24 protein-coding genes and 1 pseudogene are annotated in these 22,113 nt (G+C 72.1%); 11 read left to right on the top strand and 14 right to left on the bottom strand.

Annotated features, from left to right (window positions below):
* Positions 1–75 precede the first annotated feature (75 nt).
* Both OG245_RS17010 and OG245_RS17005 read left to right on the top strand, forming a co-directional pair.
* A complete protein-coding gene (locus OG245_RS17010; RefSeq protein ID WP_371624371.1) occupies positions 76–915 on the top strand; it encodes a TetR/AcrR family transcriptional regulator in 840 nt (279 codons plus the stop codon).
* 19 nt (positions 916–934) lie between these two features.
* Entirely contained in the window at positions 935–1,630 is a 696-nt protein-coding gene (locus tag OG245_RS17005) for a TetR family transcriptional regulator (protein WP_371624370.1), read from the top strand.
* A gap of 208 nt (positions 1,631–1,838) precedes the next feature.
* Here the strand turns inward: OG245_RS17005 and OG245_RS17000 are convergent, their stop codons facing one another.
* The 4 genes and pseudogenes from OG245_RS17000 to OG245_RS16985 form a co-directional block, all read right to left on the bottom strand.
* On the bottom strand, positions 1,839–2,492 hold the full coding sequence (locus OG245_RS17000; protein ID WP_371627906.1) for an HAD-IA family hydrolase: 654 nt from the start codon (positions 2,490–2,492) through the stop codon (positions 1,839–1,841).
* A gap of 299 nt (positions 2,493–2,791) precedes the next feature.
* Positions 2,792–3,802: a peptidoglycan-binding protein gene (locus OG245_RS16995; protein WP_371624369.1), complete on the bottom strand. Its 1,011-nt coding sequence runs from the start codon at positions 3,800–3,802 to the stop codon at positions 2,792–2,794.
* A 289-nt stretch (positions 3,803–4,091) separates the two neighbouring features.
* The gene (locus OG245_RS16990) at positions 4,092–4,946 is read right to left on the bottom strand and encodes an alpha/beta hydrolase (protein ID WP_371624368.1); all 855 of its coding nucleotides are present in this window, start codon (positions 4,944–4,946) and stop codon (positions 4,092–4,094) included.
* A gap of 203 nt (positions 4,947–5,149) precedes the next feature.
* Positions 5,150–5,353, bottom strand: a pseudogene (locus OG245_RS16985) (hypothetical protein); the annotation flags it as partial.
* Positions 5,354–5,507: 154 nt separating this feature from the next.
* Between OG245_RS16985 and OG245_RS16980 the strand changes: the two are divergent.
* The 3 genes from OG245_RS16980 to OG245_RS16970 all read left to right on the top strand — a co-directional run bounded on the left by OG245_RS16980 (position 5,508) and on the right by OG245_RS16970 (position 7,236).
* On the top strand, positions 5,508–6,017 hold the full coding sequence (locus OG245_RS16980) for a helix-turn-helix domain-containing protein (protein ID WP_371624367.1): 510 nt from the start codon (positions 5,508–5,510) through the stop codon (positions 6,015–6,017).
* 35 nt (positions 6,018–6,052) lie between these two features.
* Positions 6,053–6,754, top strand: coding sequence for a hypothetical protein (locus OG245_RS16975; protein WP_371624366.1), 702 nt, complete (start codon positions 6,053–6,055; stop codon positions 6,752–6,754).
* A 146-nt stretch (positions 6,755–6,900) separates the two neighbouring features.
* The gene (locus OG245_RS16970) at positions 6,901–7,236 is read left to right on the top strand and encodes a DUF2516 family protein (RefSeq protein ID WP_286022883.1); all 336 of its coding nucleotides are present in this window, start codon (positions 6,901–6,903) and stop codon (positions 7,234–7,236) included.
* Here the strand turns inward: OG245_RS16970 and OG245_RS16965 are convergent.
* The 3 genes from OG245_RS16965 to OG245_RS16955 form a co-directional block, all read right to left on the bottom strand.
* A complete protein-coding gene (locus tag OG245_RS16965) occupies positions 7,218–8,639 on the bottom strand; it encodes a PP2C family protein-serine/threonine phosphatase (RefSeq protein ID WP_371624365.1) in 1,422 nt (473 codons plus the stop codon). The two genes, OG245_RS16970 and OG245_RS16965, sit on opposite strands and share 19 nt — an antisense overlap.
* Before the next feature lie 488 nt (positions 8,640–9,127).
* Entirely contained in the window at positions 9,128–10,213 is a 1,086-nt protein-coding gene (locus OG245_RS16960; protein WP_371627905.1) for an NlpC/P60 family protein, read from the bottom strand.
* A gap of 289 nt (positions 10,214–10,502) precedes the next feature.
* A complete protein-coding gene (locus OG245_RS16955) occupies positions 10,503–11,288 on the bottom strand; it encodes a class I SAM-dependent methyltransferase (protein ID WP_371624364.1) in 786 nt (261 codons plus the stop codon).
* A 200-nt stretch (positions 11,289–11,488) separates the two neighbouring features.
* On the opposite strand from OG245_RS16955, the gene mshA reads away from it, so the two are divergent.
* Together mshA and OG245_RS16945 are read left to right on the top strand one after the other, a co-directional pair.
* A complete protein-coding gene (gene mshA, locus OG245_RS16950) occupies positions 11,489–12,841 on the top strand; it encodes a D-inositol-3-phosphate glycosyltransferase (RefSeq protein WP_371624363.1) in 1,353 nt (450 codons plus the stop codon).
* Positions 12,842–12,913: 72 nt separating this feature from the next.
* Entirely contained in the window at positions 12,914–13,426 is a 513-nt protein-coding gene (locus tag OG245_RS16945; protein WP_371624362.1) for a YbjN domain-containing protein, read from the top strand.
* Between the two features lie 74 nt (positions 13,427–13,500).
* Here OG245_RS16945 and OG245_RS16940 read toward each other — a convergent pair whose 3' ends face one another.
* On the bottom strand, positions 13,501–14,508 hold the full coding sequence (locus OG245_RS16940; RefSeq protein ID WP_371624361.1) for a phosphotransferase family protein: 1,008 nt from the start codon (positions 14,506–14,508) through the stop codon (positions 13,501–13,503).
* A 243-nt stretch (positions 14,509–14,751) separates the two neighbouring features.
* Between OG245_RS16940 and OG245_RS16935 the strand changes: the two genes are divergently transcribed.
* Positions 14,752–15,552, top strand: a complete 801-nt coding sequence (locus OG245_RS16935) for a hypothetical protein (RefSeq protein WP_371624360.1) — start codon at positions 14,752–14,754, stop codon at positions 15,550–15,552.
* A gap of 84 nt (positions 15,553–15,636) precedes the next feature.
* On the opposite strand, the gene OG245_RS16930 is transcribed toward OG245_RS16935, so the two are convergent.
* From OG245_RS16930 to OG245_RS16920, 3 genes are all read right to left on the bottom strand, one after another.
* Positions 15,637–15,879 carry a hypothetical protein gene (locus OG245_RS16930; RefSeq protein WP_073806117.1) on the bottom strand — a complete coding sequence of 81 codons (243 nt, stop codon included), beginning with the start codon at positions 15,877–15,879 and terminating at the stop codon, positions 15,637–15,639.
* On the bottom strand, positions 15,876–16,124 hold the full coding sequence (locus tag OG245_RS16925) for a hypothetical protein (protein ID WP_371624359.1): 249 nt from the start codon (positions 16,122–16,124) through the stop codon (positions 15,876–15,878). Before OG245_RS16925 ends, OG245_RS16930 begins: the two co-directional genes overlap by 4 nt.
* 124 nt (positions 16,125–16,248) lie before the next feature.
* On the bottom strand, positions 16,249–16,641 hold the full coding sequence (locus OG245_RS16920; RefSeq protein ID WP_371624358.1) for a hypothetical protein: 393 nt from the start codon (positions 16,639–16,641) through the stop codon (positions 16,249–16,251).
* 219 nt (positions 16,642–16,860) lie between these two features.
* On the opposite strand from OG245_RS16920, the gene OG245_RS16915 reads away from it, so the two are divergent.
* Complete coding sequence (locus tag OG245_RS16915) at positions 16,861–17,604, top strand: class I SAM-dependent methyltransferase (protein WP_371624357.1); 744 nt, start codon at positions 16,861–16,863, stop codon at positions 17,602–17,604.
* Between the two features lie 49 nt (positions 17,605–17,653).
* On the top strand, positions 17,654–18,346 hold the full coding sequence (locus tag OG245_RS16910; RefSeq protein ID WP_371624356.1) for a hypothetical protein: 693 nt from the start codon (positions 17,654–17,656) through the stop codon (positions 18,344–18,346).
* A gap of 105 nt (positions 18,347–18,451) precedes the next feature.
* On the opposite strand, the gene OG245_RS16905 is transcribed toward OG245_RS16910, so the two are convergent.
* Positions 18,452–19,213, bottom strand: coding sequence for a phosphoglyceromutase (locus OG245_RS16905; protein WP_371624355.1), 762 nt, complete (start codon positions 19,211–19,213; stop codon positions 18,452–18,454).
* A 205-nt stretch (positions 19,214–19,418) separates the two neighbouring features.
* Between OG245_RS16905 and OG245_RS16900 the strand changes: the two genes are divergently transcribed.
* Positions 19,419–20,747: an MDR family MFS transporter gene (locus OG245_RS16900; protein ID WP_371624354.1), complete on the top strand. Its 1,329-nt coding sequence runs from the start codon at positions 19,419–19,421 to the stop codon at positions 20,745–20,747.
* Between the two features lie 80 nt (positions 20,748–20,827).
* Here the strand turns inward: OG245_RS16900 and OG245_RS16895 are convergent, their stop codons facing one another.
* Both OG245_RS16895 and phoU read right to left on the bottom strand, forming a co-directional pair.
* Positions 20,828–20,977, bottom strand: a complete 150-nt coding sequence (locus tag OG245_RS16895; RefSeq protein ID WP_371624353.1) for a hypothetical protein — start codon at positions 20,975–20,977, stop codon at positions 20,828–20,830.
* Positions 20,978–21,249: 272 nt separating this feature from the next.
* Positions 21,250–21,927 (bottom strand): phosphate signaling complex protein PhoU, encoded by a 678-nt coding sequence (gene phoU / locus OG245_RS16890; protein WP_215108035.1) that lies wholly within the window; start codon positions 21,925–21,927, stop codon positions 21,250–21,252.
* Between the last annotated feature and the right edge of the window lie 186 nt (positions 21,928–22,113).

Genomic DNA, 22,113 nt, shown 5'->3' with positions numbered 1-22,113 from the left:
GGGGCGCGGGGCGTGACAGCGGCAAGGCCGCGGCGTGACGGCGGCGCGGTCGGGATGCCGGGCGAAGGGGATGCGGTGACGGAGAAGAGCGGCTCGGGCGGCGGCGACCTGCCGGCCAGCCTGGAGGCGGCCTGGGGGCTGCGGGACCGCCCGGCCAAGGGCCCGAAGCCCGGCCTGAGCCTGGAGCGGATCGTGGCCGCGGCGGTGCGCGTCGCGGCGGCCGACGGCCTCGCGGCCGTGTCCATGGGCCGGGTCGCCCAGGAGCTGGGCGCGTCCACGATGTCCCTCTACCGCTACGTCTCCGCCAAGGACGAGCTGTACGTCCTGATGCAGGAGGCGGCGGTCGGCCCGCCGGAACCCCTGGCCGCGCTGGAGACCGGTGCGGGCTGGCGGGCCGCGCTCACCGAATGGGCGGCAGCGCAGCGCGAGCGCTACCACGGCCACCTCTGGGCGCTCCGGATCCCCATCGGCGGCCCGCCCGCGACCCCGAACTCGGTCGCGTGGTGGGAGCAGGGGCTCCAGGCGCTGGGGGGCAGCGGTCTCGGCGAGGGCGACAAGACCTCGGTGATCCTGCTGATCTCCAACTTCGTGCGCAGCGAGGCGCTGATGACGAGCGACCTGAAGGCCGCCGCCGTCGCGCGCGGGATCACCCCCGAGGAGCTGGCGGCCTCCCACGAACGCACCCTCAAGCGGCTCGTCGACCCCGAACGCCACCCCGGGATCGCCCGGCAGCTGGAGACCGGGGTGATGAGCGCGCCGGACGAGGCGGACTACGAGTTCACCTTCGGCATGGGCGTGCTGCTGGACGGGGTGGAGGCGCTGATCCGCCGGGCGGCCGACGCCCCCGGCTCCTCCTCCGGCCCCTCCTCCAGGTCCCTCCCGGATCCCTCCCCGGGCGGTGTCAAGTCCGGTTGAGGTCAGGGGCGTACGCTTCATGGTCATGAACGGAGAGAAAGCCGGGGGCGAGCGCGGGAGCGGGGCCGAAGCGCGGGCCTCGGGCCGGGCGCCGGAGCGTCACCCGGCACCGGTCGGTCTGCGGGAGCGCAAGAAGCGGCTGACGTATCAGGCGGCCTCCGACGCGGCCATCGCGATGTTCCTGGAACGCGGCTTCGACAAGGTGTCCGTGGCGGAGGTGGCGGCCGCGGCGGGCATCTCCAAGCCGACGTTGTTCCGGTACTTCCCCGCCAAGGAGGACCTGGTGCTGCACCGGTTCGCCGACCACGAGGACGAGTCCGCCCGGGTGGTCGCCGAACGGCCCTCCGACGAGGGCCCGCTGGACGCCCTGCGCCGCCACCTCCTCGACGGCCTCGACCGGCGCGACCCGGTGACCGGACTCTGCGACGTACCCGAAGTGCTGGAGTTCCACCGTCTGTTGTACGGAACGCCCTCCCTGGTCGCCCGCATGTACGCCTACCAGGGCCGCTCCGAGGCGGCGCTCGCCCGTGCCCTGGGCGGCGGGCTGCCCGAACGGCTCGCGGCCGGGCAGATCGTCGCCGTCCTGCGCATCCTGGCCCTGGAGAACTGGCGGCGGATCGACGCGGGCGAGAGCGCGGACCGGGTCCACGCGTCCGCGGTACGGGCGGCCGAGCAGGCGTTCGTCCAGTTGCGGGCGGGGCTGGAGCCGGACTGAACGTACGAGAGCCGCTCGCGGAGCCCGGAGGCGGAGGCTCCCAGAGGTACGGGCACACCGTCGAACCCCTGCTTCCGGAGCGCCCGGAGGTGGGTGTGCAGGACGGCGGTGTGCGGGGGTGCGGGACGTTCGACGGTGTCGCCGTGGCGGAGGACGGCTCCGGCGTTGGCCAGTCCGCCGGACAGCACTTCCGGACCCGGGCCCTCGCTCAACGCGGCCGGGCGGCGGTTGTCCGCGCCCCGGCGCTCGCCGCCGCCTCCTCAGCCGCCCCCTCCGCACACGACCCCAACGCCCGTCGCAGATCGTCCGGGTCGCGGAAGAGGACGCCGGTCATGCCGAGGGCGGTCGCCGCGTCGACGTTCTCCTGCCGGTCGTCCACGAACAGGCACCGGGCCGGTGGCACACCCGCCCGTGCGGCCGCGATGCGGTAGATGGCCGGGTCGGGCTTGGCCACCTGCTCCACCGCGCTGCTCACGACCGCGTCGGCCAGGTCGGACAGGCCCAACAGGGCCAGGTCCGCGTCCAGTTGGAGAGTCGCGTTGGTGACGAGCACCACCGGGACGTGGGCCCTGGCCCGGCGCAGCAGCGACACCGCTTCCTCATCGGCCCGGAACGGCGCGTCCGCGAGTGCGCGGGCCAGTGCGCGGGCCCGGTCCCCGCCCACCCGCCGCTCCGAGAGCCCGGCGACGATGGCCTCCACCCAGGCGTCGGGGGTGATCCGGCCCAGGAGCAGCGGGAGATCGACCTCGGGCGCGTAGGCGATGTCCGTCGTGGTGCCCTCCGGCAGTCCGGCGGCCCGCTCCAGGGCGGCGAGCGGGGCGGTGTCGTAGAAGCGGACGACGTTGTCGAGATCGCAGAGCACGGCGTCGAAGGCGCGGTCGGCGCGGTCGGAGAGGTCGGAGCGGACGACGCGCGCGACGCCATCGGCAGGGACCGAAGAGGACGCAGGAGGTGTCGCCGGGGTGCCGTGGCCGCCGGCCGCGGTTCGCGTGCACATGTCTGTCCGGTTCTCCTACGGTGGCTTGCGGCGTGGTGCGCCGGGTGCGGGGGAACGTGGTCGACCATAACCGGCCGCCGGACCGTTCATGGCCGACCACTGCCGCCCTTCCGGGCGCCCCGCGAGACCTCACGCGTCACCGTGCGTCCCACACTCGGCGGCGGTCAGCCGGTCAGCGCCCGCCAGGTCACCGGGCCCGCCTCGCCGTCGGCCACCAGGCGGTTGACGCTCTGGTAGGCGCGTACGGCGCTGGAGGTGACGGAACCGAATCCGCCGTCGACCGCCAGTCGGGCGCCGCGTTTGTTCAGCGCGCTCTGCAGGGCCCGGACGTGGGACCCGCCCGCGCCCTGCCGCAGCGTGTACACGAGCACGGGCCAGGTGGCCGGTCCGACCTGGCCGTCCGCCGCCAGCCCCTTGGAGCGCTGGAACCGTTCGACCGCCTCGACGGACACGGAGCCGTAACTCCCGTCGGCGGCCAGCCCGTGGCCGCGCTGGTTCATCAGGTGCTGGATCACCACGACGGTGGCGCCGCTCGCGCCCGGGTCGATCCGCGACCAGCCGCCGGACAGGTCCACGCCCCGGGCGGCCAGGAAGGCGACCGGGTTCACCGTGGTGCCGAGGCGTCCCGAGTGGGTCTCGAAGTGCAGGTGGGGCCCGGTCACGTTGCCGGTGGCCCCCATGTCGGCGATGCGCTGCCCGGCCGAGACCTCGGCGTCGAGCCCAACCCGGTAGGCGCTGAGATGCCCGTAGTACGTGTACCGGTTGTCGCCGTGCGCGATCACCAGGGCGTTACCGGTCCGGCCCGGCAGCCCACCTCCCCACGACCGGCGGACGACCGTGCCCCCGGCCGCCGCGTGCACGGCGGTGCCCGTGGAGTTGCTGACGTCCTGGCCGGCGTGGGACGCGCCGCCCCGGGGCGCGCCGTAGTGGCCCCCGGCCGGGAACCGGCCCAGGGCAGGATTGGCCCACGCCCCGTTCTTCGCGGTCGCGGTCGCCGTAGCGCTCGCGGTCGCTGTCGACGCTGCCGCCGTGGAGACCCCGGCCGTCAGGTTCAGGCCGAGGACGCCCAGGCCCAGGCCCGCCAACAGGCCCCGACGGGACGGACCGTGGTCCGGACTCCCCCGGTCCGCCGGTGTTTCCGCCGACGCGGCGCGGGTCGCACAGGATCGGCACATCATGTCTCCCTCGAAGCGGTCGAGCACAGGGGATCGGTCGAAAACAGGGGATCGGTCGAGCACGTGTGGGACGGGTGGAGCACCTGGGACGTCCGGATGAGCGGGTTCAGCGGATACGAGGATCTACCCGCATAGACGATAGAGGCGGGAGGCCGCCCGGTCAGGGGTCCACGGGCCCAGTGGGGGGCCCAACACGCTTATGTATGAGCGGAGTTCCCCTCCGGGGAGGAGGGGCGAGGGGCCGAGGTGGCGGGGACCCGCCGGGAACGGCGGACCGCCCGCCGGACGGTCAGAGCGCCGCGAGCCCGGCGAGCAGCTCGGCGGCGGGCTTCGGATGGACGAGCCAGTGCAGATGGCTTCCGTCGAGCGTCCGGACGTCGAAGGTGTTGTCGGGTGTGAGCGCGTCGGCCTCGCGGATCATGCGGTCCTGCACGGCCGGCGGAACGCTGGCGTCGGCGGCCAGCCGGACGTAGGTCCGGGGTATCCGGCCCCAGGTCGTGGCCTGTGCCCGGTCGGCGTCCGTACCGGCGTCGAGGTTCTCGTCGCACTGGAAGGTGCTGAGGAAGATCCGGAACTCGTCGTCGGTGAGGTCGGCGGCGAAGGACTGCTTGAGCAGGGTGAGCGCAGACGGGTCGGCCGTGCGGAAGTTGAAGCGCAGCAGCCCGAGTTCGGCCGGATTCCCGACGACCACGGAGGCGAGGGCCTCCGCGTCGACGTCGGCCATCTCCGGCTGGGTGTAGTAGCCGCCCACGTCCAGGTCGACGGGGCACCAGGCGGAGACGTAGACGATCCGGTCGATCAGGTCGGGCCGGGCGTTGGCGACGGCGGTGGTCGTGATGCCGCCCCTGCTGTGGGCGACGAGGACGGTGGGCCCGTTCCGCTTGGCCCGTTCGAGGACGTCGATCACGCGGGCGGCGTTGTCCGCGAGGGTGACTCCCTTGATGCCGCCCGGCTCCGTGGCGAGGGCGACGAGATCCTGGGGAGCCTGGTAGGACGCCGGTGATGTCGCCTCGAACCCGTGCCCCGGAAGGTCGACCGCGACCGAGCGGTGCCCGAGCAGGGCGAGTTCGGCCTGGAGTGGCGCGAACGAGAACGAATTCGCGAAGGCCCCGTGGACAAGGACGAACGTCGGTTGATTCTGCATGCTTCAGCCTCCGACAGGACGATCTTCGGAACAAGGTCCAGGAGGAAGACGGTGAGGAGAACGCGGACCGAGCCCCGTGCGCCCCTCAGACCCCCGAAGCCCCGTTCACCCGCTTTCTCAACCGTCTGGTCGGCGGGCTCGGCGCCGAACGACCGGCCGGTGGGACGGCCCGCGCGGTGAGCCTCGGGCCGGTCCGGGGTGGTTCAGAGCGTGAGTACGGGCCGGGTGGAGAAGTCCTCGTAGACGCCCCCGCCGTCCGGGTCGTACGCGAACTCGGCCATGGAGGGGTTGCGGTTGGCGGTGGCCAGGGGCAGCCACGCCAGCACCCGGCCGTACCCTCCGCACACCGACTCGCCACCGTCACCGCCATGGGCCGCGGTGACGTCGCTCGTCAGCTCGGTGCTGTACTCCGCCAGGTCGTTCGCCAGAACCACTGGGACTCGCCACATCTACTGAGGACGGACACCGGTGCCGAACGTCACCGCGCCGAGCGCAGTGGCACGCGACACTTTTGCAAGCATGTGCTTGCAAAAGTTAGCGGGGGTGTTGCAGTATCGGGTCATGGCATCACTCAACGTCGGCAATCTCGGTGAGTACCTGCGGGAGCAGCGCCGTGCAGCGCAGCTCTCGCTGCGGCAGCTCGCCGACGCGACCGGGGTGTCGAACCCGTATCTCAGCCAGATCGAGCGCGGTCTGCGCAAGCCCAGCGCGGACGTGCTCCAGCAGGTCGCCAAGGCGCTGCGGATCTCGGCCGAGACCCTGTACGTCCGTGCGGGGATCCTCGACGAGCGGGAGCGGGAGGAGCTGGAGACGCGGGCGGTCATTCTGGCCGATCCGTCGATCAACGAGCGGCAGAAGAACGTGCTGCTGCAGATCTACGACTCCTTCCGCCGCGAGAACGGATTCGTCCCCGGGCCCGATGCGGACGCGGATGCGGATGCGGAAGCCGGTGCGGACGCGATACCCGGTGCGGACGCGAAAGCGGATGCGGACGCGGGCCGCGATGCCGGGCCCCGCAACGGCGACGACGCCGGTGCGGACGCCACCGAAGACCAAGACCCTCACAGCTGAACAGCTGGTTCTGATGATCCGGGAGGACCACAGTCATGGCCATCACCGATGACCTGCGCAAGACCCTCACCGACCCCACCCCCCTCTACTTCGCCGCCGGCACGGCCGACCTGGCCGTGCAGCAGGCGCGCAAGGTTCCGGCGCTGATCGAGCAGCTGCGGGCCGAGGCGCCCGAGCGGATCGACGCCGTGCGCAACACCGACCCCAAGGCCGTGCAGGAGAAGGTGACCACGCAGGCCAAGGAGGCCCAGGCCACCGTGCAGGCGAAGGTCACCGAGGTGTTCGGCTCGTTCGACGCCGCCGACCTGAAGAAGCTGGGCGAGAACGCGCAGGACCTGGCGCTCCGCAGCGTGGGAGTGGCCGCCGAATACGCCATCAAGGCCCGGGAGACGTACGAGAAGGTCGCCGAGCACGGCGAGCAGACCGTACGGACCTGGCGCGGGGAGACGGCCGAGGAGATCGTCGAGATCGCCGCCGTCGTCGAGGCCGAGCCCAAGCCCAAGGCCGCGACGAAGAGCGCGCCCGCCGCGACGAAGCCCGCTCCCGCCGCGACGAAGCCCGCTCCCGCCGCGACGAAGCCCGCTCCCGCCGCCCCGGCGAAGTCGGCGCCCGCCGCGACCAAGGCCAAGCCCGCCGCCCCGGTGAAGTCCGCCGAGGCCAAGGCCGCGCCCGCCAAGAAGACGCCCGCGCCGCGCAAGCCCGCGGCCAGGAAGACCCCGCCGCCCGCCGGCGAGTGACCCCCACGGGTCCTACCGGGACGCGGAAAGCGGTACGCGTGACCGGGGCGCGGGGCGGGCACCTTTACGGGTGGCCGGCTCGTTGTCCCGGTACCTTGGCCCTTCCGGCCGCAGGGCGCTCATCCACTCACTAGGCGGTACACACCATGTTGCTCTCAGCGTTCGGCTCGGTCCTCCAGCTGCTCTATCTGGCGATGCTGGTGCTGGCCGTGGTCGCGTTCGTCTTCGCGGCGACCGCCCGTGAGGACGCCTACCGGGCCGCCGACAAGAAGAAGAAATCCTTCTGGCTGGTGATCCTCGGTGTCGCCGTCGCCGTGAACCTGCTGATCCCCATGCTCTTCCTGCAGCTCGCGGGCGTGGTCGCGTCGATCGTGTTCATGGTCGACGTGCGTCCCGCGCTCAAGGCGGTCTCGGGCGGCGGTGGCCGCAGCGGCGGTTCCAGCAGCGACGGTCCGTACGGTCCCTACAACGGCGGGCGCTGAGCCCCCGCCGCCTTCACGGGCGGGGACGGCGGCCGGTCGACGGACACGGGGTGGGAGCGCGGTGCGCTGCCGCCCCATCGTCGTGTCCGCTCCGGATCGCGGCCCAGCAGCAGGACCGCCACGTCGTCGGTCAGCTCGCCGCCGTTCAGCTCCCGCACCTCGGCGACCGCCGCCTCCAGCAGCTCCTCGCCCGCCAGCCCCTGTTCCAGCCGGCTGTTGACCATCGCGACCATGCCGTCCTGGCCGAGCCGCTCGCTGCCTCCGGTCCCCACGCGCCCCTCGATGAGCCCGTCCGTGTACATCATCAGGCTCCAGGCGCCGCCCAGCTCGACCTGGCGACGCGGCCACCTGGCCCGCGGCAGCAGTCCCAGGGCCGGGCCGCCGTCCTCGTACGGGAGCAGCCGGGCGGGCAGGCCCTGGCGGGCGAGCAGCGGTGCGGGGTGTCCGGCCAGGCAGAGCCCGGCCCGTCGCCCGTCCGGCGCGATGTCCACGGTGCAGAGCGTCGCGAAGATCTCCTCGCTCTGCCGCTCGTGCTCCAGCACCTGCTGGAGCGTGGAGAGCAGCTCGTCCCCGCACAGCCCGGCCAGGGTCAGCGCCCGCCAGGCGATCCGCAGCTCGACGCCGAGCGCCGCCTCGTCCGGGCCGTGTCCGCAGACGTCGCCGATCATCGCGTGCACCGTGCCGTCCGGGGTGCGGACGACGTCGTAGAAGTCGCCGCCGAGGAGGGCGCGGCTGCGGCCGGGGCGGTAGCGGGCGGCGAAGCTCAGGCCGGAGCCGTCCAGCAGCGGGGTGGGGAGCAGGCCGCGCTCCAGGCGGGCGTTCTCCTGGGCGCGCAGCCGGGACTCGGTCAGCTGGTGCTGGGCGATGTCGGCGCGCTTGCGCTCCACGGCGTACCGGATGGCGCGGCTCAGGACACGTGCGTCCAGCTCGCCCCGGAAGAGGTAGTCCTGCGCCCCGACCCGGACCGCCTCGGCCGCCAGCTCCGTGTCGTCCTGAGCGGTCAGCGCGAGGACCGCGTGCAGCGGCGCGATGCGGAGTACGTGGGTGAGGGCCGTCAGCTCGTCGGCCCGCCCGGACACGGGCTCGGGCAGCGATCCGCCGCCGGAGGGCCCGCTGCCGGCCGTCCCGGCGTCCGTGGCGGGCGTGCCGGGGCCGGACCCGCCGCCCGTGACGGACAGCGCCAGGTCCAGCAGGATGCAGTCGACGTCGTCGGTGAGCAGCCGCGCGGCCTCGGTGAGGTTGCGGGCGGTACGGATACGGACCCGGGTCCCGGCCGCCGCCGAGAGTTCGGGGACGGTGATGGTGGTGCCCGCCGGGTCGTCCTCGATCACCAGCAGGGTGAGGTCGCCGTGCGAGGTCTCCGCAGCGGGAACGGATCGCTGCTGCGGTACGGGTACGGGCATCGGTTCGAGTTTCCTTCCCTCCCCCCGAGGGCGCGGCGGGTCGACGATCGACGATCCGCCAGTCGGGGACGATAGCGCTCCGCGGTGGGGGAACGGAATGGCGCACGGGGACCGGCCCCCGTCGTACGCGCCGCCATAAGCCGCGTCCCGACACGGATCCGGCGCGATGGGCCGCGATAACGGCGCAGAAGCGCGCATGACAAACATCACGCGCCCGTCAGCGGCGGCGTGGCCCCGGTCACGTGGCCCCGGTCACGGCCTCGCGAGAGTCTTGCCCCGGGCAGGCGGCGGGACTTCCCGAGGGCCTCGCCCCCGGCCGGACGCACGGCCCCCCCCGAGGGGCCTGCCTCGGGCAGGAGCACGTCCTCGCGAGGGCCGTGCCTCCTGTCCGGCCGATCCTTCCCGCCCAGCCGGTCCTGCTTGTCCGGCCGTTCCTTCTTGTCCGGCCGGTCCTGCTTATCCGGCCGGTCCCTCTTGTCCGGCCGTTCCTACTTGTCCGGGCGGACCACGCCGAGGATCTTCATCGAGCCCGCGCCCGCCAGCGTGACGTTGCGGCCGGGGCGCGGGGAGTGGACGATCGCGCCGTCGCCGACGTACATCCCGACGTGGCTGGCGTCGGCGTGGTAGATGATCAGGTCACCGGGGCGCATGTCCCGGATGTCGATACGCGGCAGCAGCCGCCACTGCTCCTGCGAGGTGCGCGGGATCGGGCGCTTCGCCGCCAGCCACGCCTGCGAGGTCAGCCCCGAGCAGTCGTACGAGCCGGGACCCTCGGCCCCCCAGACGTACGGCTTGCCTATCTGCGCCGTCGCGAAGGCCACCGCCGCCGCCCCGCCCTCGCTCGCCTCGCCGCTGACGTCCTTGACGGCGCCGGAGGAGAGCCAGGCGGTCTGCGCCTTGTCCGCGGCGGCCCGCTCCAGCTGGCGGAGCCGGTCGCGCTCCTTCTCCTCCAGCTGCGATTCGATCTTCTCTGCGGCCTTGATCTGGGCGTTGATCTTCTTCTTGGCCTTGGCCTGCTTGACCCGGGTCGTCTCCAGCTTCTCCCAGTTCGCGCTGGCGTCCTGGGTGTACGTCTCCAGGTCCTCCTGCGTCTGGTTCAGATCGGTCAGGAGCGACTTCGAGGCCTGCTGGCTCTGGCGGACCTCGTTGATCCCGTCCAGGAAGAGCTTCGGGTCGTTGCTCAGGGCCAGCTGCGCGCCGGGCGGCAGGCCGCCGTTGCGGTACTGCTCGCGGGCCTGGGCCCCGGCCCGGTCCTTCAGTGCGGCGATACGGGCCTGGCCGTCGACGATCGCCTTGGCCAGCTTCACGATCTCGCCGGACTGCTTCTTCGTCTGCTCCTCGGCGAGGTTGTACGCGTCCGTCGCCGCGGCCGCCTTCCGGTACAGCGTGTCGATCTGCTCGCGGACCTTTTCGAGGTCCGCGTTGGAGTAGCGGGGCGGCGAGCCGGCGGTGGAGGCGGACGGGGAGGTTGAGGGCTCCGGTGTCGGCGCGGCCACGGCCTGGCCCGTGGACGTCAGCAGGGCCAGTGCACAGACCAGCGTGATGGCGGCAGTGGCGCAGTGGCGTCGGTTCACGAACTCCCCCTCCAGGTTGTTGCTCCGGGTCCGTCTCCGGGCGAAGGCGACAACGTACATCTGACTTACCGTCAGTAACTTCTGGGTAACGTCGCGATCGTGCCATGTCGTCCCGTAAAGCAACAGAGGCCGACGGCACCTGACGCGTCACATACCGCCCCCGCAGGGCCACTTCGTCATGATTCCCCCGGCGCGACCCGCTACGACCTGCGCCATCTCCCCCTACGGGGACGAACGATGCCCCTGCGGCGTTCCCGGAGCGAAGGATTTCTGCCCTTCCGGGCAAGGGTCAGTGACCGTTGGGCCGCAGCGCGTCCCACGGCACGGTGATCTCGCCCTGCCGCCACCGCCGTACCCCGTCCGTCACCGGCCAGTCGGCCGACAGCGCCCGCACCGCCGCGATCCAGCGCTGCCGCGCACCGAGCGAGGCGTACGGGGAGGCCGTCGCCCAGGCCCGGTCGAAGTCCCGCAGGAACGCGTGGACCGGCTCGCCCGGCACGTTGCGGTGGATCAGTGCCTTCGGCAGGCGTTCCGCGAGGTCCGAGGGGCGGTCCAGCGAGCCGAGCCGTGTCGCGAAGGTGACCGTGCGCGGGCCCTCGGGCCCCAGCGCCACCCAGACGTGCCGGCGCCCGATCTCGTCGCACGTCCCCTCCACCAGGAGCCCGTCCGGGGCGAGGCGGGAGCACAGCCGCCCCCAGACCTCGGCGACCTGGTCCTCGTCGTACTGGCGCAGCACGTTCGCCGCCCGGATGAGCAGGGGCCGGACGTCCAGCGGGACCTCGAAGCCGCCGTGCACGAAGGTGAGGCCCTCACGGGCGTACGGCTGCGCGGCGGCGACCCGCTCCGGGTCGATCTCGATGCCCGCCACCACGGTGCGCGGCTCGGCGGTGCGCAGCCGGTCCAGCAGTTCGACCGCGGTCCAGGGGGCCGCGCCGTACCCGAGGTCGACGGCCGCCGGGGTCCCGGCGCGGCGCAGGGCGGGGCCGTGCGCGTCGGCGATCCAGCGGTCCATGCGGCGCAGCCGGTTCGGGTTCGTGGTCCCGCGGGTGGCGGTGCCGATGGGGCGCTGGCGCATGGGTCGAGCGTATGCGACGGGGCGGGGCGGGAAGGGACGGGACGGAGGCCAGGGCGTCCCGCCGTTGCCGTGCGACGCGCCGCCCGGCAGCGTAATGATTTGGCAAAGCGGAAATGAAAGACGGGATTCCACTGTTCTCGCACTTCGGAGGAGCTCCGTGCCCTCCGGCCAGCATGCCCCGATCGAGGAGGACCGACGAGGTGAGCCAGTACGTCTCCCGGCTCGGCTCCACCCGCACGGCCGCGCGTCTCAGGTTCCCCGGAGGCTTCTCCGGAGCCTCCCGCAAGCCACGCCGCATCGCGATGCTCTCCGTGCACACGTCCCCGCTCCACCAGCCCGGCACGGGCGACGCGGGCGGGATGAACGTCTACATCGTCGAACTGGCCAAGCGCCTCGCCGCGATCAACATCGAGGTCGAGATCTTCACCCGGTCCACCACCGGTTCGCTGGACCCCGCGGTCGAGCTGGCGCCCGGCGTGCTGGTCCGGCACGTCGACGCCGGGCCGTACGAGGGACTCGCCAAGGAGGAGCTGCCCGCCCAGCTCTGCGCCTTCACGCACGGCGTGATGCAGGCCTGGGCCGGCCAGCGCCCCGGCTACTACGACCTCGTGCACTCCCACTACTGGCTCTCCGGCCAGGTCGGCTGGCTCGCCGCCCAGCGCTGGGGCGTCCCGCTCGTGCACGCCATGCACACCATGGCCAAGGTCAAGAACGCCGCGCTCGCCGAGGGCGACACCCCCGAGCCGGCCGCCCGGGTCATCGGCGAGACCCAGATCGTGAACGCCTCCGACCGGCTGATCGCCAACACCGCCGAGGAGGCCGACGAGCTCGTCCGCTTCTACGACGCCGATCCCGCCGCGGTCGCCGTCGTGCACCCCGGCGTCAACCTGGACCGCTTCCGGCCCGGCGACGGCCGCGCCGCCGCGCGGGCCCGGCTCGGCCTGCCGCAGGACGCGCTGATCCCGCTCTTCGCGGGCCGCATCCAGCCGCTGAAGGCCCCCGACGTGCTGCTGCGCGCCGTGGCGGTGCTCCTGGACCGGGACCCGTCCCTGCGCTCCCGCATCGTCGTGCCGGTGGTCGGCGGCCCGAGCGGCAGCGGACTCGCCAAGCCCGAGGGGCTCCAGAAGCTGGCCGCCCGCCTCGGCATCGCCGACGTCGTACGGTTCCATCCGCCGGTGGGCCAGGACCGGCTCGCCGACTGGTTCCGCGCCGCGTCCGTGCTGGTCATGCCGTCGTACAGCGAGTCCTTCGGGCTGGTCGCCATAGAGGCGCAGGCGGCAGGCACCCCGGTGGTCGCCGCGGCCGTGGGCGGGCTGCCGGTGGCGGTGCGCGACGGGGTCGGCGGCTTCCTGGTGGAGGGGCACGACCCGGAGGCGTACGCCCGTGCGCTCGCGCGGTTCGCGGACGCGCCGGAGCTGGTCGAGCGGATGGGGGCGGCCGCCGCGGCGCACGCCCAGTCCTTCGGCTGGGACACGGCCGCCTCCGCGACCGCCGACGTGTACACGGCCGCGCTCTGCGACCACCGCCGCCGGGCCCGGGCGCACCACGGCTGACGCCCCGCGCGCGGGGGCGGACGCCGCCGGTCCCGTGCTGTGTGCGGCGGGCCCCTGTCGTACGCTCGCTGCATGGCTGACGTACCGGACGAGACAGCAGCGGCCCAGGTCATCGAGGCGACGCTGAACGACGCCGGGCTCGTATGGGAGAGCCCCGGGCGCGGCAACTACGTCGTGACGCTGCCCGGCACCCGCAAGCTGTCGACGACCTGCTCGCTGATCGTCGGCAAGCACTCCCTCTCCCTCAACGCGTTCGTCGTCCGGCACCCCGACGAGAACGACGCCGAGGTGCACCGCTGGCTCCTGGAGCGCAACCTCCGCCTCTTCGGCGTGAGTTACGCGATCGACTCGCTCGGCGACGTCTATCTGGTCGGCAAGCTGCCGCTGTCGGTGGTCACTCCCGGGGAGCTGGACCGGCTGCTCGGCGTGGTGCTCGAAGCGGCCGACGGGGCGTTCAACACCCTCCTGGAGCTCGGATTCGCGAGCTCGATCCGCAAGGAGTACGCGTGGCGGGTGTCGCGCGGCGAGTCCACCCGGAACCTGGACGCGTTCAGCCATCTGACCCGGCGTCCGTCCGACAGCTGACGCTCCTCATCGGCGACCGCCCACCCACCCACCCACCTGCCTGGGGTCGGCCCACGCCACCACGGACGCGCCGGTCAGACGCCGCCACCACGAGCCGCTTCCAGGGCGTCGACGAGATGGGGCGCGACCAACTCCCAGGTCTGCTCGGCGGCTTCGGGCCCGACCGCGCGGGGCGCCGTCTCGACCAGCATGATGAGGTAGAGGTAGCTCCGGTACAGCGCGTAGCGGGTCCGCAGCGAGTCCGTGAACTCCACCGCCCCGCCGGTGGACCGGGCGTACCCGTCGAGGAAGTCCCGGTCCCGCTCGATGTCGGAGAAGAGCGCGAGGGAGACGAAGTCGGCCACCGGGTCGCCCCAGAACATCCGCTCCCCGTCGATGATCCCTCCGATGCTGCGGGCGCCGGGGTCTCCCGTGACCAGCAGGTTTCCCGGCCACAGGTCGAAGTGGACGAGGGCGGGCCGGGTGACGTCGTCCAGTACGCGGGCCGCGTCCGCCAGCACCGTACGGATGTGGTCGACGGGATACGGCAGCCGTGCCCCGTAGGTCTCGGCGTCGGCGAGCACGGCCTTCGTCATCGCCGTGAACGCGCCCCGCCAGGTGGGGGCGAGCGGCCCGAACGGCTCGGCGGGATAGCCGAATCCGGCGGTTCCGGTCACCGTGTGCAACCGGCCGACGAGGCCGCCGAGTTCGGCGCGCAACCCGGGCTCGTCGTCGACGCCCGCGGCTCCGCCGGCCTCGTGCCAGGGGCGGCCGGGGCGGGCGGTCATGACCAGGTACGCGCCGGTCGGCGAGGCCGGGTCCGGCTCGCTGCGGACGACGCGGGGGACGGCGGGGCCACCGGCCTGTGCGGCGGCGGTGTAGAACGCGACCTCGTTGACGAGGAGGTCGCGTTCGTACCGCAGGGCGTCGGCGTGCGGCGGGGGCGTCTTGACCACCCAGTCGCGGCCGTCGGTGAGCGTGACGCGGGTGACGGTGTTGTACGTGCCGCCGGTGAGGGTGGCGTGCGAGGCGATGTCGTGTTCGCCGACCCCGAGGGCGTCGAGGATCCGGGCGAGGGGCGGGGCGGGGATGCGGCCGGACATACGGGGTGAAGCCCCTCCATGTCGCGTGGGCGGCCGCGGGGTTGTACAGCGGAGCCACACAGTGAGTTCACAGGATGATCACAGCAGAATCACGATCACCGGAGGGTGTCACCGGACCGGTCATCGCTCACAGGTTCGATCGTAAGGTGTGGATCACTGCGACGGCCCGTCCCGGACGGAGCCGAAGTGCCGTACGGGGCCAGGGCGGTTGCTTCCGAACCGGAGATTGCAGGAAGTAGAACCATGCGCCCCACTGCCGTACGCCGCACCGCCCTCGCCGCCTCCGCTGCCGCACTCACCCTGCTGGCCACCGCCTGCGGCGGAACGTCGGACGTCGACAAGAAGGACGGGAAGGACGCCGCGGGCGGCAGCGCCTCGGCGCCGAAGACCCCGGCCAAGGCGCTCACCGCCGCCGAGCTGGAGAAGGCCACCCTCGTGCAGGGCGACGTCCAGGGCCGCAAGATCACGAAGGCCGGCCCGGCCGACGAGGTCCCGGCGGACGGTGTCACGGTCGACAAGGAAGGCTGCCTGCCCGTCGCCCACGCCATGTTCGGCGTGGCGCAGAAGGGTTCGGTGGCCACCACGAAGCGCAAGGTGATCGACGAGCCGAAGACCGACGGCAAGAAGAAGTCGCTGGAGGACATGGCGGACGGCGAGGCCGAGAAGGCGTTCATGGACGCCTTCGACCTGACGTCCACCTTCGTCGCGCTGCACTCGTACGAGGGGACCGCGGGCCCGGACGCGTTCGCCGCGCTCAAGAAGGCCGCGGCGGACTGCGCGGGCGGCTTCACCGCCACGGTCGCGGGCACGCCGACGAAGGTCGCCTCGATCGCCGAGGACAAGGTCACCGGCGGCGACGAGGCCGCGGCCTGGACGGTCACCTCCGAGGACGACGGCGACACGGCTCCGTTCAAGCTGGTGGCGCTGCGCAAGGAGGGCACCGTGGCGACGTTCTTCTCCTTCAACCTGGCTGCGGCGGGCGGCGACGTGAAGCTCGAGCTGCCGGCGGAGGTCGTGGCGGCGCAGGACAAGAAGCTCGCCTGACGCGTACGGACGCCGTGCCGCGCTCCCTGCCCTTCCCTCCCGCCTCTCGGGCGGTCAGGGCAGGGGGGAGCGAGGCTTGGACGGTCAGGGCAGGGGAACGAGGCGGACGACGGTGACGGTCAGGACGGATCGGGAGACGTAGTACAGGACGATGGCCCCGGAGACGGTCGCCTCGCGCCGGTCCTGTTCGCTCTTGACGGCGGAGGACGCGTGGCCGTACGGCTCCTCACCGAGGGTGCGGGCCATCTCGTCCCGGAAGGACTCGCCGCCGCGCATCTTGGCCAGGGTGTCGTCGGCCGGCGGTGCGTAGGAGATGCGGAAGCTCAAGCGACGCTCCGCCTCTCGGCCTCGTCCTGCGCCAGCCGGTCCAGGATCTTCTCGGCCTCGGGATCGGGGACGGCCTCCAGCATCCAGTGCCGCATGACGGACTGGATCTCGTGCACCCCGGCCTCGTTGATCGCGAGATCGAACTCCTCGCGTCTCTCCTCGGGCAGCGCGGCCCGGATGTCCGGGATGCTGTTGGGCACCTCGACCTCGGCACCGCCGACGAAGGTCCTCAGAGACTCACCCATGATCGCTCTCCCCGATCTCCTTGCCCTGGAAGCACACGGACGGCATGGGCTCACCGTAGTGCGTACGAGGGGCACTTCGGCCGGTCGGGCGAGGTCACGGATCGGGCACGGGCCGCCGCCGGCCTCAGTGCCGCCGCCCGATCCTCTCCGCGACCCGGTCGCGCAGGATCGCGTACTCCTCCTGAAGCCGCCGCCACTCGCCGACCGGCGGCCTGACGATGACGTCGCCGCCCACGACGGCCTCCTCCGGCCCGAACTGCTCCCGGGTCAGGTCGACATCGACACCGGGGCCCAGGCGGTTCCACCAGTGGAAGTCGGTGCGCACACCGTCGACATGGACCTCGCCCCGGATCAGCTCTCCGCCGAGCAGGTCGTTGAGCACCATGGCGGTCACGCCGCACTGGTCCCGCGCCGGATTGTCCGGAGTCCAGCGGTCCCGGTACTCCGGGGTGCAGGTCTCGGCGCTCCAACTGTCGCGGATCGCCTGTTCGATGTCGGAGAGCAGGTAGGTCGCCATGATGACCATGGTGACAGGGAGCACTGACAACCCGTCACCCTGGAGCCGGGGGCCTGCCCGGGCGGCATCGCCGGTGTGTTCGTCATGGCGGCCGGTGATCGGCGTCCACGCCTGGAGGCGACGGCCGTGAGCACGCCGCGCGCAGCAGGGACCGACCGCGACGGCGGCCGTACGAAATCGCGTCGACAGGGCCTTGGGCCTCCGGCAGAGTGGTCGCCCGTGACGAGCAGCGAACTGTGGAGCCGAGAGACCGCCGACCGCTACGACGCCGAGGAGGCCGAGAACTCCTCCGCCACCGCCCTCGAACCGACCCTCGCCTTCCTCGCCCGGCTCGCCGGATCCGGCTGGGCGCTGGAGTTCGCCATCGGGACCGGACGCGTGGGCGTGCCGCTCCGGGAACGCGGCGTGCCGGTGGCGGGCATCGAACTGTCCGAGCCGATGGCGGCGGTGCTCCGACGCAAGGTCGACGAGGAGACCCTCCCGGTGACCATCGGGGACATGGCCACCACGGTCGTCCCCGGCGAGTTCACCCTGGTCTACCTCGTCTACAACACCATCTCGAACCTCCTCACCCAGGACGAGCAGGTCGAGTGCTTCCGCAACGCGGCCCGCCACCTCGCGCCCGGCGGCAGGTTCGTCATCGAACTGGGCGTCCCGCCCCTGCGGTTCCTGCCACCGGGCCAGGTCGCGGTGCCGTTCGACGTGTCCGACCGCCATCTCGGCTTCGACACCTTCGACCTGGTCGAGCAGATCCTCGTCTCGCACCACTTCACCCGCGACGGCGAGGACGGCCGCTACCGTCGCGCCGACTCCCGGCACCGCTACGCCTGGCCGGCGGAGCTCGACCTGATGGCCCGCATCGCCGGGCTGGAGCTGGAACAGCGCGTGGCGGACTGGCACGGAGCACCGTTCACCGACGACGCGGACCAGCACATCTCGGTCTGGCGCAAGCCGGCGGCCTGAGGCAGGGGAACCCCGTCTGAGATGATCGGGTTCACACCTGGGGGTTCTTGTGCGAAAGATATCGACCGCTGCGACAGCGGTCCTGGCGTGCCTGGTCACGGGCGTCGCGCTGACCGGCTGCACGGACGGCGGCGCCTCGGAGGAACCCTCCGCCACCCAGCTGCTCGACGACGCGAACGCCGCGATGAGCGATCTGAAGTCGGTGACCATCGAGACGGCCACCAAGGTGACCGGGGGCGAGGACCGGTCCAGCCACCTGGTCACCGACCTCAAGGCCACCTGCGCGTACAGGACGGCGTCGGCCTCGGGCGCCCGGCTCGACCAGATCCGGATCGACGGGTCGGACTACGTCCGCCCCAATCGGACCCACATGGAGGAGTCGGGCCGGAAGGTCGCGGGCAAGGGCGAGCAGAGACTGTGGATCAAGGACCATTCCAGCGAGTCGAACCCGGACGCCGGGCTGTCCGACTGCACGCACGAGTTCGCCTCGCTCGGCAAGGCCACCAAGGGCGAATCGTCGGAGATCAACGGAGTGCCGACGGTTCTGCTGAAGGTGCCCGACAAGGAGACCAAGGGCGAATTCGGCTTCCACGTGGCCACCGAGGGCAAGCCGTACATCCTCAAGGTCGTCTACAAGGACGCCACGTTCGACAACACGGTGTCGTTCAGCGCCTTCGACGAGCCGTTGGACGTCCGTCCCCCGGACAAGGACGACGTCATCGACGTGAGCGGCACCGGCTGAGCATCGGCTGAGTACCGGCTGAACGACGGCACGAACGAGCCCCCTCCTCACGGACGAAACCGTCCGTCCGCGAGGAGGGGGCTCGGTGAGCCGGAGAAGAGCGGACTACTTCTTCTTGCCCTGGTTCTTCACGGCCTCGATGGCGGCCTTCGCCGCGTCCGGGTCCAGGTACGTGCCGCCCGGCTTCAGCGGCTTGAAGTCGGCGTCGAGCTCGTAGGAGAGCGGGATGCCCGTCGGGATGTTGAGGCCCGAGATCTCCTCGTCCGAGATGCCGTCCAGGTGCTTCACCAGACCGCGGAGGCTGTTGCCGTGCGCGGCGACCAGGACCGTGCGGCCCGTGAGGAGGTCCGGGACGATGTTGTCGAACCAGTACGGGAGCATGCGGACGACGACGTCCTTCAGGCACTCCGTGTCCGGGCGCAGCTCCGGGGGGAGCGTCGCGTAGCGCGGGTCGTCGAACTGGCTGTACTCCGCGTCGCGGGCCAGCGGCGGCGGCGGGGTGTCGTACGAGCGGCGCCACAGCATGAACTGCTCCTCGCCGAACTCGGCGAGCGTCTGCGCCTTGTCCTTGCCCTGGAGCGCGCCGTAGTGGCGCTCGTTCAGGCGCCAGGAGCGGCGGACCGGGATCCAGAGGCGGTCGGCGGATTCCAGGGCCAGCTGGGCGGTCCGGATCGCGCGGCGCTGGAGGGAGGTGTGCAGGACGTCGGGGAGCAGACCGGCGTCCTTGAGCAGCTCACCGCCGCGGACCGCTTCCTTCTCGCCCTTTTCGGTGAGGTTGACGTCCACCCAACCGGTGAACAGGTTCTTCGCGTTCCATTCGCTCTCGCCGTGGCGGAGGAGGATCAGCTTGTACGGTGCGTCGGCCATGAGTCCGAGCGTAATCGAACCCGTGCGGGCTCCGCGCGCCCGCCCGTAACGCGGACAGGGCACGGGCCGGGAGGGCCGGCGGGCGGACGATTGACGGCGGGCGTCAATCCAGTGGCGGTCGGGGAGCTGGGCTTCGTAATGTCTCGGACGTTGTCGGGGGTGTTACCCGAGACCTTGTTCCGCACGTCCCGTGGGGGGAATCCTTATGTCCGTCGCCGGTCTGCGCACAGCCGCCCGCGAGACCGTCTCCGGGCTGCCCCGCGAGTTCTGGTGGCTGTGGACCAGCACCCTGGTCAACCGCCTCGGGGCGTTCGTCGCGACCTTCATGGCCCTGTATCTGACCCTGGACCGGGGCTACTCCGCTTCGTACGCCGGGCTCGTCGCCGCCCTGCACGGGCTGGGCGGGGTCGTCTCCTCGCTCGGCGCCGGCGTGATGACCGACCGGCTCGGGCGGCGGCCCACCATGCTGATCGCCCAGCTCTCGACCGCGGTGTCCGTGCTGGTGCTCGGGTTCATGGTGCACCCGTTCGCCATCGCGGCCGTGGCGTTCTTCGTCGGGATGGCGAGCAACGCCTCGCGCCCCGCCGTCCAGGCGATGATGGCCGACATCGTGCCTCCGAAGGACCGGGTCCGGGCCTTCTCGCTCAACTACTGGGCCATCAACCTCGGCTTCGCGATCTCCTCCGCCGGGGCCGGGTTCATCGCCGAGTACAGCTACCTCGCCTGCTTCATCGGCGAGGCCCTGATGACGCTCGTGTGCGCCGTCCTCGTCTTCATGAAGGTGCCGGAGTCGCGGCCCGAGGAAGCGGCCGTGAAGACCGTCGGCGGCAAGCGGTCCAAGGACGACGTGCGGTTGACCACCGTCCTGCGCGACGGGCGCTACATGGGGGTCGTGGGGCTGTCGTTCCTGGTGTCGCTGATCTTCCAGCAGGGGTACGTGGGGCTGCCGGTGGCCATGGTGAAGGACGGGCTGTCCAGCTCCGACTTCGGTACCGCCATCTTCGTCAACGGGGTGCTGATCGTGGTGCTCCAGATCCCCGTCACCCGGTTCATCCAGGACCGCGACCCGCGCCGGCTGCTGATCATCTCCTCGCTGCTCGCCGGGTACGGCTTCGGGCTCACCGCCTTCGCCGGGTCGGTCGCGGCGTACGCCCTCACCGTCTGCGTCTGGACCCTGGCCGAGATCGTGAACGCGCCCACCCAGACGGGCCTGGTCGTGCAGTTGTCGCCCGTCAGGGGCCGGGGCCGTTACCAGGGCATGTACACGATGTCCTGGTCGGTGGCCGCGCTCGTCGCGCCGCTGATGTCCGGATTCGTGATCGACCACTACGGCGCCGCCTGGCTGTGGGCCGCCTGCGCCGTGATCGGCACGGTCGCCGGAGGCGGCTACTGGCTGCTGATGCGCAACCTGCCGCGCGAGGAGCACACGGTGGCGGACGTCCTGCCCGAGCCCGCGCCCGTACCGGCCGAGGCCCGGCCGGACCTGGCCGAGCCGGAGGCCGCACCCGCCGCGGCGGTGGAGCGCGCGGGCTGACCCGGGGAGACCGGCGACGCGCACGGTGCCCGCCCGGAACGTGAGCCGGGCGGGCACCGTGCGTTCGTACGCGGCGCGGGTCAGCCGGAGCAGCCGCCGCACTGGCACGGGGCACCGGACTGGCAGCCGCACCCGCAGCCCGACCCGCAGCCGCAGGCGCCGAGCACGGCTCGGCGCACCACGTCGGTCGGGGTCTCCTGCTGGGGTTCGGTCGTGGGGGAATCGGCCATGGTTCCTCCTCAGGGCATACGGCTGGGCGGCGGACGCCGCTGCGCCGCCGCCGGGGACGTACGGCACGGTCCGTCGCTCACGGCCATGGCGTCGCCCCCGCCCCATTGCATGCCCATCCCCGCGGGCGCATCAACGGCGCACGCGTGCGGGAACATAAGTGCGACCCGCGTACGCCGTTGATACTCCGGTACGTCCATGGCCGCCACGGGCATAACGCGGCTGCCTGCCGGAGCCGCCGGAGCCGGAGCCGCGCGAACCGGTCGAGCGGCCGTTACGCGCCCTCGACCGGGGCCGCCGCCTGGATCTCGTCCGCGTGCTCGCCCGTCACCAGGTAGACCACGCGCTTGGCGACCGACACCGCGTGGTCGGCGAAGCGCTCGTAGTAGCGGCCCAGCAGCGTCACGTCGACGGCCGTCTCGATGCCGTGCTTCCAGCGGTCGTCCATCAGGTGCTGGAACAGCGTGCGGTGCAGCAGGTCCATCTCGTCGTCGTCCTGCTCCAGCTGGAGCGCCAGATCGACGTCCTTGGTGATGATGACCTCGGCCGCCTTGGCCATCAGGCGCTGGGCGAGCTGGCCCATCTCCAGAATGGTGGCGTGCAGGTCGTTCGGGACCGCCGTCTGCGGGAAGCGCAGCCGGGCCAGCTTCGCCACGTGCTGGGCGAGGTCGCCCGAGCGCTCCAGGTCGGCGCTCATCCGCAGCGAGGTCACCACGATCCGCAGGTCGGTCGCCACCGGCTGCTGGCGGGCGAGGAGCGCGATGGCGCGGGCCTCCAGGTCGTGCTGGAGGTCGTCGACCTTCTGGTCGCCGGCGATCACGGTCTCCGCCAGAGCCAGGTCGGCGTCGAGCATGGACGTGGTCGCCCGCCCGATCGCCGAGCCGACCAGCCGGGCCATCTCGACCAGGCCTTCTCCGATCGAATCGAGTTCCTCGTGGTAAGCGTCGCGCATGGGAAGTCCCTCTCCAGTTCCGAACTGAGGCCGGGGTCTCGGACCGACCCCCACGGTTACACGGTGGGGCCGGAACGCGTCCGTATCCGGCCCCCTAAGTGAACCGGCTCCTACCCCTCGGTGAACTCTGGGCGACGAGTGTTCGAGATGGCACTCGGACGGCTGGGAGGGAGTCGTCGCACCCGC

The sequence above is a fragment of the Streptomyces sp. NBC_01116 genome (genome assembly GCF_041435495.1).
Lineage (GTDB): Bacteria > Actinomycetota > Actinomycetes > Streptomycetales > Streptomycetaceae > Streptomyces.
Note: the sequence above shows the minus strand (reverse complement) of the source record. Positions and strands in the feature narration are given on the sequence as shown.

Coding starts and splice junctions, on each gene's coding strand:
- OG245_RS16940 (WP_371624361.1), bottom strand. CDS start 14,508: ATGTCCGGCCGCATCCCCGCCCCGCCCCTCGCCCGGATCCTCGACGCC.
- OG245_RS16925 (WP_371624359.1), bottom strand. CDS start 16,124: ATGGGTGAGTCTCTGAGGACCTTCGTCGGCGGTGCCGAGGTCGAGGTG.
- OG245_RS16995 (WP_371624369.1), bottom strand. CDS start 3,802: ATGTGCCGATCCTGTGCGACCCGCGCCGCGTCGGCGGAAACACCGGCG.
- OG245_RS16895 (WP_371624353.1), bottom strand. CDS start 20,977: ATGGCCGATTCCCCCACGACCGAACCCCAGCAGGAGACCCCGACCGAC.
- OG245_RS16955 (WP_371624364.1), bottom strand. CDS start 11,288: ATGCGCCAGCGCCCCATCGGCACCGCCACCCGCGGGACCACGAACCCG.
- OG245_RS16935 (WP_371624360.1), top strand. CDS start 14,752: ATGCGCCCCACTGCCGTACGCCGCACCGCCCTCGCCGCCTCCGCTGCC.
- OG245_RS16975 (WP_371624366.1), top strand. CDS start 6,053: ATGGCCATCACCGATGACCTGCGCAAGACCCTCACCGACCCCACCCCC.
- OG245_RS17005 (WP_371624370.1), top strand. CDS start 935: ATGGTCATGAACGGAGAGAAAGCCGGGGGCGAGCGCGGGAGCGGGGCC.
- OG245_RS16900 (WP_371624354.1), top strand. CDS start 19,419: ATGTCCGTCGCCGGTCTGCGCACAGCCGCCCGCGAGACCGTCTCCGGG.
- OG245_RS16970 (WP_286022883.1), top strand. CDS start 6,901: ATGTTGCTCTCAGCGTTCGGCTCGGTCCTCCAGCTGCTCTATCTGGCG.
- phoU (WP_215108035.1), bottom strand. CDS start 21,927: ATGCGCGACGCTTACCACGAGGAACTCGATTCGATCGGAGAAGGCCTG.
- OG245_RS16980 (WP_371624367.1), top strand. CDS start 5,508: ATGGCATCACTCAACGTCGGCAATCTCGGTGAGTACCTGCGGGAGCAG.
- OG245_RS16920 (WP_371624358.1), bottom strand. CDS start 16,641: ATGGCGACCTACCTGCTCTCCGACATCGAACAGGCGATCCGCGACAGT.
- OG245_RS16905 (WP_371624355.1), bottom strand. CDS start 19,213: ATGGCCGACGCACCGTACAAGCTGATCCTCCTCCGCCACGGCGAGAGC.
- OG245_RS16990 (WP_371624368.1), bottom strand. CDS start 4,946: ATGCAGAATCAACCGACGTTCGTCCTTGTCCACGGGGCCTTCGCGAAT.
- OG245_RS16945 (WP_371624362.1), top strand. CDS start 12,914: ATGGCTGACGTACCGGACGAGACAGCAGCGGCCCAGGTCATCGAGGCG.
- OG245_RS16965 (WP_371624365.1), bottom strand. CDS start 8,639: ATGCCCGTACCCGTACCGCAGCAGCGATCCGTTCCCGCTGCGGAGACC.